This is a genomic window from Pseudomonas sp. GW821-FHT11D10, assembly GCF_058808435.1.
The window spans coordinates 116322-126772 of record NZ_JBXARR010000008.1; the positions used below are offsets into that span (position 1 = coordinate 116322).

Here is a 10451-nt window from a genome sequence, read left to right on the forward strand (position 1 = left end):
TGCCGCATAAAGCTGTCGATGATTTCATGTACGCGGATGAACTCTCGCCGCCGCCCGTCAGTCAGCTAAATAAGCCCTCAACCCAAGGCGCGACCCTGCATGCAGATTTCCCTCGCCCGCCAAGTTGCTCTTGTCACCGGCGCCAGTTCCGGCATCGGCCACGGCGCCGCCAAAGCCCTGGCCGCTGCCGGTGCCGCCGTGGTCATCAACTACAACCGCCAGGCCGAGCCGGCCGAAGCGCTGGCCCGGCAGATCGTCGCCGACGGTGGTCAGGCCATTGCGATTGGCGCGGATGTTTCTAAGGAAGAAGACGTAGAGCGGCTGTTCCAGCAGACCCTTGACGCCTTCGGCACACTGGACATTCTGGTGGCCAATTCCGGCCTGCAAAAAGACGCGGCGGCTGTAGATATGTCGCTGGCTGACTGGAACGCAGTGATCGGCGTCAACCTCACCGGCCAGTTCCTCTGCGCCCGCGCCGCGCTGCGGATCTTCAATCGCCAGGGCGTGCGCGAAGGCGTGTCCCGGGCTGCCGGCAAAATCATCCACATGAGTTCGGTGCACCAGCGCATTCCCTGGGCCGGCCACGTCAATTACGCAGCGTCCAAGGGCGGTGTCGATCAACTGATGCAGACCCTGGCCCAGGAAGTCAGCCACCAGCGCATCCGCATCAACGGCATCGCGCCGGGTGCGATTCGCACGGCCATCAATAAGGACGCCACCGAAGGCGATGCCGGCCAAGCTCTGCTCAAACTCATTCCTTACGGACGCATCGGCGATGTCGAGGACGTGGCCAACGCGGTGGTGTTTCTCGCTTCCGATGCCTCCGACTACATCGTCGGCACCACCCTGTTCATCGACGGCGGCATGAGCCTCTATCCGGAGTTCCGTGGCAATGGCTGAGCATCCTCCCGAACGACAAAGCCCCATCGACGCCCACGGCATTATTGGCGACATGCGCAGCGCCGCGCTGGTCAATGACAAGGGCAGCGTGGATTTCTTCTGCTGGCCGGAGTTCGACAGTCCGTCGATCTTCTGTTCGCTGCTGGACACGCCCGATGCGGGGATTTTCCAGTTGGCCCCGGACCTGCCCGATGCCCGGCGCGAACAGATTTACCTTCCGGACACCAACGTCCTGCAAACCCGCTGGCTCAGCGATCACGCCGTGGTGGAAATCACTGACCTGCTGCCCATCGGCGACAACGACGATGCCCTGCCGCTGTTGATGCGCCGGGTGCGGGTGGTCAGCGGGCAGGCGACGTTTCATCTGCGCTGCGCGGTTCGGCATGACTACGCCCGCGCTGAAACCCGCGCCGTCATAGAAAAAAAGGATGTGCTGTTCAACGCCAGTGGGCAGCCGACATTGCGACTGGCCTCGGATCAAACCTTGAGCGTCGATCACGATGCAGCGGTCGGGCAATTCACCCTCAAGCAGGATCAAACGGCGGCATTCATGCTCGGCGCCAGCGACGATCCGCGCTTTGCCGAAGGCGCCGCGCAACTGTGCATCGAGCGCACGCTGAAGTTCTGGCGTGACTGGATCGGCCAGTCCAACTATCGCGGCCGTTGGCGCGAAATGGTCAACCGCTCGGCCCTGGCCCTGAAACTGCTGACCTCGCGCCAGCACGGCGCAATCCTCGCCGCCGCCACCTTCGGCCTGCCGGAAACACCCGGCGGCGAACGCAATTGGGACTATCGCTACACCTGGATCCGCGACGCCTCCTTCACCGTCTACGCCTTCATGCGCCTGGGCTTTGTCGATGAAGCCAACGGCTACATGCGCTGGCTGCGCGGGCGGGTCAGCGATTGCAGCGGCCAGTCGATGAAACTGAACATCCTGTACGCCATCGACGGCCGCCAGGAACTGCCGGAAACCGAACTCGCGCATTTATCCGGCCATGGCGGCGCGAAACCGGTGCGCATCGGCAATGGCGCCTACGACCAGATTCAACTGGATATCTTCGGCGAACTGATGGACGCCGTTTATCTGGTCAACAAATACGGCGACGCGATTTCCCACGAAGGCTGGAAACACGTGATGGAAGTGGTCGATCAGGTCTGTGAGACCTGGCAGACCAAAGACGTAGGCATCTGGGAAATGCGCGGTGAGCAACATCACTTCCTGCATTCGCGCTTGATGTGCTGGGTGGCGCTGGACCGGGCAATCCGTCTGGCCTCGAAACGTTCGCTGCCGGCGCCCTTTGCCCGCTGGGACCAGACCCGTCAGGCGATCCACGCCGACATCTGGGACAACTTCTGGAACGAAGAGCGCGGGCATTTCGTGCAATACCAGGGCGGCACGGCGCTGGATGGCTCGATGCTGCTGATGCCGCTGGTGCGCTTTGTCAGCGCCAAGGATCCGAAATGGCTGGCGACGCTGGAAGCTATCGAGAAACATCTGGTGCGTGACGGGATGGTTTACCGCTATCGCAACGACGACGCGGGTATTGATGGCTTGTCCGGCACTGAAGGCGCCTTCGCCGCGTGCTCGTTCTGGTACGTAGAATGTCTTGCCCGCGCCGGGCAAGTTGAAAAGGCCCACCTGGAATTCGAGCAACTGCTGCGCTACGCCAATCCGCTGGGGCTGTACGCAGAGGAATTCGACAACCGTGGCCGGCATCTGGGCAACACACCACAGGCGCTGACGCATCTGGCACTGATCAGCGCGGCGAGCTTTCTGGATCGCAAGTTGAGTGGGGAGAAGAATTACTGGCAGCCCTAGTCATCCTTCTTCGCCAGTGCCTGTAAGAAAGATCTCAACTCCAATCGCCGTTTGTAGGATGGCTACCTACGAACGGCAAACACCCCCGAGCCTTGCGGTTGAAGGGCTGGCCCACACAATCGATTCCTTTCGATACAAGTTGTTGATGGCACGGCCTACAAAAACCTGCCAATCCCGTGTAACGCTTGGCCCGCAACTCGCACTTACACCCCGAAATACCTTGTTGCCAGCTGTTACATCCCCCCCTACCATCCACCGCAACGGGCACAGCGGAGCTGTCCAATAAAAACCCGATTCAAGGAACCAGAATGAGCCAACGCATCCACCGCCAGATCGACACCCCACTGCGCACCGGCCTCAAGCGCGACGAACTGTGGGAAGCCGCCGACAAGGGCCTGATCAAATGCTGGGAAATCGGCCGCCAGCGCGCCACCCGCTTCCCCGACCTCGCCCAACGCTGCAGCGCCGATGAACTGCCGGTGCTGGGTTGGAAAGGCGGAGTCAGTCGCAGCCTGAAGAAGAATGAAAAGTACGGATCGCTGAAATACCTCGCCCAGTGGCAGGGGTTGCGGGGGGAAGACCTGGATATTGATCTGGGTGCCGAGCGGGTCATGACCTGCTCGCGGACGAAAATGGTGGTGACGTTTACACCGGATCGCAGCAAGTATTTCAATCAGGTGGCGGAAGCTGAATCTTGAGGAATCCCGTATGACCCAAGCCGTGATGCAACTTTGCAAGACTGAAAGTCTGACCATCGCCTATGAGCATCACGGCCCTGAAAACGGTGCGCCGGTCATCCTCCTTCACGGCTTCCCCTACTCCCCCCGCGCTTTCGACGAAATCGCCCCGCCCCTCGCTGCCAAGGGTTATCGGGTAATCGTGCCGTACCTGCGCGGTTACGGCCCGACCCGTTTCAACAGCCCGGACACGCTGCGCTCCGGTCAGCAGGCGGCGCTGGCTCAGGATCTGCTGGATCTGATGGATGCGCTGGGAATCGAGCAAGCGACGTTGTGCGGTTATGACTGGGGTGGTCGGGCGGCGTGCATTGTGGCGGCGCTGTTTCCTGAGCGGGTACGCGGGTTGGTCACCGGCGATGGCTACAACCTGCAAGACATTCCGAATTCGGTCCAGCCGCTGGATCCGCAGAGCGAGCATCGCTATTGGTATCAGTATTACTTCCACACGCCCCGTGGCGTTGAAGGGCTGACGCAGAATCGTCGGGCGCTGTGCGAGTTGCTGTGGCAGTTGTGGTCACCGACCTGGGCGCGGAACGCCGAGCGTTATCCGCTGAGCGCACCGGCGTTCGACAACCCGGATTTCGTCGAGGTGGTGATTCACTCTTATCGCCATCGCTTCATGTATGCGCCGGGCGATCCGGCGCTGGAAGGGATGGAACAGGCGCTGGAGAAACAACCGGCGATCGGCGTTCCGACGATTTCGCTGTGCGGTGCCGATGATGGCGTCGGCCCGGCGCCGGCGGAGGATGAAGATGCCCATCACTTCACCGGGCGTTATGAGCGGCGGGTGCTGGCGGGTGTCGGGCATAACATTCCCGAGGAAGCGCCGGGCAAGACGCTCAAGGCATTACTGGATCTGCTCCAGCGCTGATCGAAAACCGCTCCCGATACGCCTGCGGCGTCACACCCATGGCCCGCAGGAAACTGCGTCTTAACGTCTCTTCACTGCCAAACCCACAATTGGCCGCAACCCGTTTGATCGGCAGTCCGGTATCGCTCAGCAACCGCCGGGCGGTTTCGACGCGGATCAGTTCAATCGCCCGGGCCGGGGTCTGGCCGGTGTCGGCGCGGTAGTGGCGCACGAAGCTGCGTTCGCTCATGCCGGCCTGTTCGGCGAGGGTCGGGATGCCCAGGTCGCAGGTCAGGTGTTCGGCGATCCACGCGTGTAAATCATCGAAGCGGTTGCCCTGTTTTTGCAGTGACAGCGTCACGCTGAATTGCGACTGTCCGCCCGGGCGCTTGAGGAACACCACCAGTTGCCGTGCGACGTCCAGGGCCATGTCGCGGCCGAGGTCGTCTTCGACCATGGCCAGCGCCAGGTCGATGCCGGCGGTGACACCCGCCGAGGTCCAGACCGGGCCGTCGTTGATGAAGATCGGATTGGGCTCGACCTGCAAGCGCGGGTGTTGCTGCGCCAGTTGTTCGCAGCGGGTCCAGTGGGTGACGACCCGACGACCGTCGAGCCAGCCGCTGGCGGCCAGCAGAAATGCGCCGGTGCAGACCGAGGCCACACGCCGGCAGCCGTTCGCGTGTTCACGCACCCAACTCACCAACCCGGTGTCTTCGGCAGCGGCGTAAACGCCCCAGCCGCCGGCAATGATCAGCGTATCGCTGGGCTGTTTCGGCAGCGGTTCGGCCAGCATCGCCAACCCGGCGGACGAGTTCACCGCCCCGCCGCCGCTGGCGATGACCGTTGGCGCATAGGGCGCAGGCAAACCCTGCTGGCGAGCGATGTCGTTGGCCGAGGCGAAGACTTGCAAAGGCCCGGTGACATCGAGCAATTGCACATTGGCGAACGCGAGGACGTGGATGGTTTTCGGCATTTGGCGTAATTCGTGGGCTGATTGGCGTATGCGCCAAAACCTACGCGCCTACAGTGAAGCCGTCCACCCCTTTTCACGGAGAAGAATCATGGCGTTGCAGATCGGTTTTCTGTTGTTTCCCCAGGTGCAGCAACTCGACCTGACCGGCCCGTATGACGTGCTGGCCTCGCTGCCGGACGTGCAGGTGCACCTGATCTGGAAGGATCTGGTGCCGGTCACCGCCAGCACCGGGTTGGTGCTGAAACCGACCACCACGTTCGAGGACTGCCCGGATCTGGATGTGATCTGCGTACCCGGCGGCGCCGGGGTCGGGCCGTTGATGGAGGATGAACAGACGCTGGCGTTCATCAAGGCGCAAGCGGCGCAGGCGCGTTACGTGACGTCGGTGTGCACCGGTTCGCTGGTGCTTGGGGCCGCGGGTCTGTTGCAGGGTAAACGGGCGACCACGCACTGGGCTTATCACGATTTGCTGCCGACGCTGGGCGCGATTGCGGTGAAGGATCGGGTGGTGCGTGACGGCAATCTGTTTACCGGGGGCGGCATCACCGCCGGGATTGATTTTGCCCTGACCTTGGCGCAAGAGCTGGTCGGTGTCGATACGGCGCAACTGGTGCAGTTGCAACTGGAATATGCGCCGGCGCCGCCGTTTGATTCGGGCAGCCCGGAGACGGCGCCGAGTGCGGTTGTCGATGAGGCACGCAAACTTGCAGCGCCTTCGCTGAAGTTGCGCACGGAAATCACCGAGCGCGCGGCGGCGAAACTCAACCTTCGCTGATCTGCCAAACACTGGCACTGTGGGAATCAGCTCCCACAGTGCCAGCGTCCCGGTTTCCCCCTACACCTTCACTTGTCCCCTCGTCCCCACCCGTGTAGAAAGCCTGTCCACAAATCGTGCACAAGGACTTTCCATGACAGCTCTGCCATGGCTCTATCTCGGGCTTCTCAGCCTTGGTTACGGATTGGCGCTGAGCTTCGGCCAGCTCGGCTGGCTGGCGCTGATCTCCATTGCACTGCTGGTTTTCGCCGGTTACGCCGTGCGCCAGCAAACCGTGCCGGTCGGGCGTTATCTCGGCCATGGCCTGTTTATCGTGCTGGCTCTGGCACTGGCCCTGCACTGGCTGCCGGGCTTCTACAACGGCCGGGCCATCGAGCCGCAGCGCTTCACCGACAACGCCGTGCCGTTCTCGATGTACCTGAACCTCGACAAACCGCTGATTGGTTTCTGGCTGCTACTGGTCTGCCCATGGATCGTCGCGCGACGCTCATTGCGCCTGACGGTGTACGCCACCGCGCTGGCACTGACGTTGAGCGTGATTCTGGCGTTGGGCGGCGCGGTGTTGCTGGGCATGATCACCTGGGCGCCGAAATGGCCGGATCAGGCGTGGCTCTGGGTGCTGAACAATCTGCTGCTGGTGACGCTGGTCGAAGAAGCGCTGTTTCGCGGCTATATCCAGGGCGGCCTGAGCCGGCGTTTCAAACAACTGCCCTACGGCGAAAACCTCGCGCTGCTGCTGGCGTCCCTGCTGTTCGGCCTGGTGCATGTGGGCGCCGGCTGGCAATGGGTGTTGCTGGCGAGCCTGGCGGGTGTCGGCTATGGTCTGGCCTACCGTTTTGGCGGGCTCGGTGCGGCGATCGCCACGCACTTTGGCCTGAACCTGCTGCATTTCGGCCTGTTCACCTATCCGATGCTCGCGGGTTGAAGCAAGGGCCGTTTTGCGACGCCGTACTTATAAATGAAAAAAAATTTCAATAAATGGCCGACCCCGCCGACAACCTTTCAAAGCCTTGCGGATTGAAAAACCATGCGTAATAACCAGCCCATTACACAACGCGAACGGACTTTCCCGGCTCAGCAACGGTTGATTTCCACAACCGACGCCAAGGGCGTGATCACCTACTGCAACGACGCTTTCGTCGAAATCAGCGGGTTTTCGCGTGAGGAACTGATCCGTGCGCCGCACAACCTGGTTCGTCACCCCGACGTCCCGGCTGCGGTGTTTTCGCACATGTGGGGCACACTGAAACAAGGCTTGCCATGGATGGGCATTGTCAAGAATCGCTGCAAGACCGGTGATCATTACTGGGTGAACGCCTATGTAACGCCGGTGTTCGATGGCAGTCAGGTGGTCGGTTACGAGTCGGTACGGGTCAAGCCGTCCGCCGAACAGATCCGCCGTGCCGAAGCGCTCTACCAACGCATCAACCAGGGCAAGTCGGCGATTCCTTCGAGCGACAAATGGCTACCGGTGCTGCAGGACTGGCTGCCGTTCATTCTGGTCAGCCAGTTGAGCTTCGTGATCGGCGCGACGTTGAACTCGCAGTGGGGCTTCGCCCTCGCCGCCGGTCTGTCGGTGCCGCTGGGTCTGCTGGGCCTGCAATGGCAGCAACGCGGGCTCAAACGCCTGCTGCGTCTGGCCGAGCAGACCACCTCCGACCCGTTGATCGCGCAGATGTACACCGACAGCCGTGGCGCCCAGGCGCGTCTGGAGATGTCGATCCTCAGCCAGGAAGCCCGCCTGAAAACCTGCCTGACCCGTCTGCAGGACACCGCCGAGCACCTGACCGATCAGGCCAAACAGTCCGACGCCCTGGCGCACAACAGCTCCAGCGGTCTGGAACGTCAGCGCGTGGAAACCGAACAGGTCGCCACCGCCGTCAACCAGATGGCCGCCACCACGCAAGAAGTGGCGAGCCACGTACAACGCACCGCCGACGCCACCCAGGAAGCCAATCGCCTGACCGGCCGCGGCCGCGACATCGCCGGCGAAACCCGCGAAGCCATCCAGCGCCTGTCGGTCGTCGTCGGTGAAACCGGCCTGACCGTGACCCAACTGGCCAAGGACAGCGACGAAATCGGCGGCGTGGTCGACGTGATCAAAGGCATCGCCGACCAGACCAACCTGCTGGCGCTCAACGCTGCGATTGAAGCAGCGCGTGCCGGCGAGATGGGCCGTGGTTTTGCCGTGGTCGCTGACGAAGTTCGCCAACTGGCACAACGCACCAGCGAATCTACCGGCCAGATCCACGCCCTGATCGCCAAGCTGCAACAGACTGCCTCCAGCGCCGTACAAACCATGGAAGCCGGCCATCGCCAGGCGGAAGAAGGCGTGGCACGGGTTCTGGAAGCGGATCAGGCCCTGGTCGGCATCAGCGAAGCGGTGGCCAACATCACCGACATGACCACCCAGATCGCCGCCGCGACCGAAGAGCAAAGTGCCGTGGCTGAAGAAATCAGCCGCAACATCAGCAACATCTCGGAACTGGCGGACCAGACCTCGGAACAGGCGCATAACTCGGCGCTGTTGAGTGAAGAGCTGACGAAGACGGCTAATACGCAGTATTCGTTGGTGGAGCGGTTTAACCGCTGATTGGATGGTTGATACGAAAAACCCGGATAGCGAGAGCTTCCGGGTTTTTTATTGTGGCTTACGGCGTGACTACACATAGGGGTGCTATGCCCTACAAGCACGCCAGAATCCGCTGACTGGTGCACCTTTGGGGTCGGTTCTATCGTTTGCCGGTAGAAATCCAATCCCTTAAGCTGGTCAGTATGAATACATCTCCTTTGGAGGCTCCGATGGCCACCACCAGAAAGATCGACAAGCCGGTTAAAAAAGTCATTCGCGATGAACTGACTTTTCTTGATGTCCGGCAAGCCGCGCGTGATGGGCAGAAAGCGTTCGATAAATATGTGATCACTGGCAAGCTACCCATAACAAAGTAGCCATAGATGCCAGTAGTCAAAATCTCTGCGCTTTTCGAACAAATCAACAACTGGAAAAACTTCGCCGCTCATTTTTATAACTACAAAGTGTGCGGTGAACTGCCCGCTATTTTTGGGCGAGACGAACGACTCGACCTCAGCGATATGCATCACATCCACCTGGCCAGTACCCAAGCGACCCAGGCGCGGTGGGCAAAAATAGACCGCCAGTATTATCGAACTGCCCTGGTTGACGATCCTGACAACGACTTCTGGCTTATCTACGCCTACGATGCTTTCCGGGATGAATACCTTTTGCTGACAATCACTGGCCCGGATGCCCATAACCGGAGTGAGTGGGGTTCATTTCTGCGAACGGTGCATTACGAGATTGTTGAGCCATGGGTCGTGGGAAAAGTCATCTATCTGGACCTCGACGACTTTTGATTAACTGGCTGGCCAGTTCTCGGAAAATGTATTGAGTGGGTGATAACAAAAAACCGGATAGTGAGAGCTATCCGGTTTTTTGTTTTTGATTTGGCGTTACACGCGGTTACCAGCGATTACTGTGGCAAGCGCAGCCTGTCCAGCAGTCGATTTACCAGCAGCTCGTTCAACATGATCAGCTGTTGCAGCGCCAGCAGCGGTTTGCGTTCCGGGCCTTTTACCGAGTTGGCGATATTGCCGGCCATGGCGTTGGCTGACGACAGTGATTCACTGGCTTCGACAAGCAGTGTTTCGTCATCGAGCGTGGGATCGACCATGTAGATGGGACGGGCCTTGGGTGGGAAGTACTTCGGAATTTCGGGGCCGAGGTAAAAGTCGAGTGCGCGGTCGGCGGCTTCTTTTGTCTTTTGGGACTCGAGCTCGGGGTCATGGGGGATTGGGTCGACATCTGGTGGGTTTGGTGTGGCTTTGAACATAGATAGAACTCCAATTTGAAAAATAGGAGCCATCACCCTCGCTACCAAACGGCGGGTGGCGGCCATGCGCGGGTTGGTAGACCGGTCAAATCGGGAAACCCGGCGCTCACAGAGGAGCCCCACGCATGCCCACCATACAAAGCCATACCCAAAAAAGAGACGGCAACTAGGGTGTCGCTACAACGACAATTTGAGACGGGCTACCAAACCCCATCACTGTTTTTCAGTGACAGGGAAACGATATAGCCCGCCTCATAGCCGCGTAAGCCGGCGGATTCTGGCGTACGCGTAGGCAACGACGCAAGGTGTTGTAGCCCTTATGGCGTAACGGTTCGTGTACTTTAAACGTGGTCACGTGATCGTGTTTATGCACTGGAAATGCCGGGCTGTGGGAGCTTTCAGTTTTGGTGGCGTGTCAGTGAAACCTTCCCCCTCACCCTAGCCCTCTCCCCGAGGGAGAGGGGACTGACCGAGGTGTTTGGACGAGGTACGCCGACGTGGGATACCGAGGTGAACTCAGGTTTTTGAAAGCACCTCAATCTGCCT

At 60.5% G+C, this 10451-nt stretch carries 11 protein-coding genes; 9 read left to right on the forward strand and 2 right to left on the reverse strand.

The features are described from left to right. Window positions 1-99: 99 nt before the first annotated feature. The 4 genes from AC1RT4_RS22070 (at window position 100) to AC1RT4_RS22085 (ending at window position 4327) form a co-directional block, all read left to right on the forward strand. On the forward strand, window positions 100-900 hold the full coding sequence (locus AC1RT4_RS22070; protein ID WP_085667895.1) for a glucose 1-dehydrogenase: 801 nt from the start codon (window positions 100-102) through the stop codon (window positions 898-900). After that, window positions 893-2719, forward strand: coding sequence for a glycoside hydrolase family 15 protein (locus AC1RT4_RS22075; protein ID WP_493087862.1), 1827 nt, complete (start codon window positions 893-895; stop codon window positions 2717-2719). Before AC1RT4_RS22070 ends, AC1RT4_RS22075 begins: the two co-directional genes overlap by 8 nt. A 308-nt stretch (window positions 2720-3027) precedes the next feature. Continuing rightward, window positions 3028-3417 carry a hypothetical protein gene (locus AC1RT4_RS22080; RefSeq protein WP_493087864.1) on the forward strand — a complete coding sequence of 130 codons (390 nt, stop codon included), beginning with the start codon at window positions 3028-3030 and terminating at the stop codon, window positions 3415-3417. Between the two features lie 10 nt (window positions 3418-3427). Next, entirely contained in the window at window positions 3428-4327 is a 900-nt protein-coding gene (locus AC1RT4_RS22085; RefSeq protein ID WP_493087866.1) for an alpha/beta fold hydrolase, read from the forward strand. Here AC1RT4_RS22085 and AC1RT4_RS22090 read toward each other — a convergent pair. After that, a complete protein-coding gene (locus AC1RT4_RS22090; RefSeq protein WP_493087868.1) occupies window positions 4296-5279 on the reverse strand; it encodes a GlxA family transcriptional regulator in 984 nt (327 codons plus the stop codon). The two genes, AC1RT4_RS22085 and AC1RT4_RS22090, sit on opposite strands and share 32 nt — an antisense overlap. A gap of 88 nt (window positions 5280-5367) precedes the next feature. On the opposite strand from AC1RT4_RS22090, the gene inhA reads away from it, so the two are divergent. The 5 genes from inhA (at window position 5368) to AC1RT4_RS22115 (ending at window position 9429) form a co-directional block, all read left to right on the forward strand. Continuing rightward, on the forward strand, window positions 5368-6054 hold the full coding sequence (inhA, locus tag AC1RT4_RS22095; protein ID WP_493087870.1) for an isonitrile hydratase: 687 nt from the start codon (window positions 5368-5370) through the stop codon (window positions 6052-6054). A gap of 133 nt (window positions 6055-6187) precedes the next feature. Continuing rightward, window positions 6188-6979 (forward strand): CPBP family intramembrane glutamic endopeptidase, encoded by a 792-nt coding sequence (locus tag AC1RT4_RS22100; RefSeq protein WP_493087872.1) that lies wholly within the window; start codon window positions 6188-6190, stop codon window positions 6977-6979. A gap of 102 nt (window positions 6980-7081) precedes the next feature. Continuing rightward, on the forward strand, window positions 7082-8647 hold the full coding sequence (locus AC1RT4_RS22105) for a methyl-accepting chemotaxis protein (RefSeq protein WP_493087874.1): 1566 nt from the start codon (window positions 7082-7084) through the stop codon (window positions 8645-8647). A 209-nt stretch (window positions 8648-8856) separates the two neighbouring features. Next, window positions 8857-9003, forward strand: coding sequence for a hypothetical protein (locus AC1RT4_RS22110; RefSeq protein ID WP_165369536.1), 147 nt, complete (start codon window positions 8857-8859; stop codon window positions 9001-9003). Window positions 9004-9009: 6 nt separating this feature from the next. Further along, the gene (locus AC1RT4_RS22115) at window positions 9010-9429 is read left to right on the forward strand and encodes a type II toxin-antitoxin system YafO family toxin (RefSeq protein WP_493087876.1); all 420 of its coding nucleotides are present in this window, start codon (window positions 9010-9012) and stop codon (window positions 9427-9429) included. Window positions 9430-9545: 116 nt separating this feature from the next. Here AC1RT4_RS22115 and AC1RT4_RS22120 read toward each other — a convergent pair whose 3' ends face one another. Continuing rightward, the gene (locus tag AC1RT4_RS22120; RefSeq protein ID WP_493087878.1) at window positions 9546-9905 is read right to left on the reverse strand and encodes a DUF6124 family protein; all 360 of its coding nucleotides are present in this window, start codon (window positions 9903-9905) and stop codon (window positions 9546-9548) included. Between the last annotated feature and the right edge of the window lie 546 nt (window positions 9906-10451).

Bases quoted from the DNA above. Each gene is read 5' to 3' on its own strand.
- AC1RT4_RS22070 (WP_085667895.1), top strand. From the start codon at position 100: ATGCAGATTTCCCTCGCCCGCCAAGTTGCTCTTGTCACCGGCGCCAGT.
- AC1RT4_RS22075 (WP_493087862.1), top strand. From the start codon at position 893: ATGGCTGAGCATCCTCCCGAACGACAAAGCCCCATCGACGCCCACGGC.
- AC1RT4_RS22080 (WP_493087864.1), top strand. From the start codon at position 3,028: ATGAGCCAACGCATCCACCGCCAGATCGACACCCCACTGCGCACCGGC.
- AC1RT4_RS22085 (WP_493087866.1), top strand. From the start codon at position 3,428: ATGACCCAAGCCGTGATGCAACTTTGCAAGACTGAAAGTCTGACCATC.
- AC1RT4_RS22090 (WP_493087868.1), bottom strand. From the start codon at position 5,279: ATGCCGAAAACCATCCACGTCCTCGCGTTCGCCAATGTGCAATTGCTC.
- inhA (WP_493087870.1), top strand. From the start codon at position 5,368: ATGGCGTTGCAGATCGGTTTTCTGTTGTTTCCCCAGGTGCAGCAACTC.
- AC1RT4_RS22100 (WP_493087872.1), top strand. From the start codon at position 6,188: ATGACAGCTCTGCCATGGCTCTATCTCGGGCTTCTCAGCCTTGGTTAC.
- AC1RT4_RS22105 (WP_493087874.1), top strand. From the start codon at position 7,082: ATGCGTAATAACCAGCCCATTACACAACGCGAACGGACTTTCCCGGCT.
- AC1RT4_RS22110 (WP_165369536.1), top strand. From the start codon at position 8,857: ATGGCCACCACCAGAAAGATCGACAAGCCGGTTAAAAAAGTCATTCGC.
- AC1RT4_RS22115 (WP_493087876.1), top strand. From the start codon at position 9,010: ATGCCAGTAGTCAAAATCTCTGCGCTTTTCGAACAAATCAACAACTGG.
- AC1RT4_RS22120 (WP_493087878.1), bottom strand. From the start codon at position 9,905: ATGTTCAAAGCCACACCAAACCCACCAGATGTCGACCCAATCCCCCAT.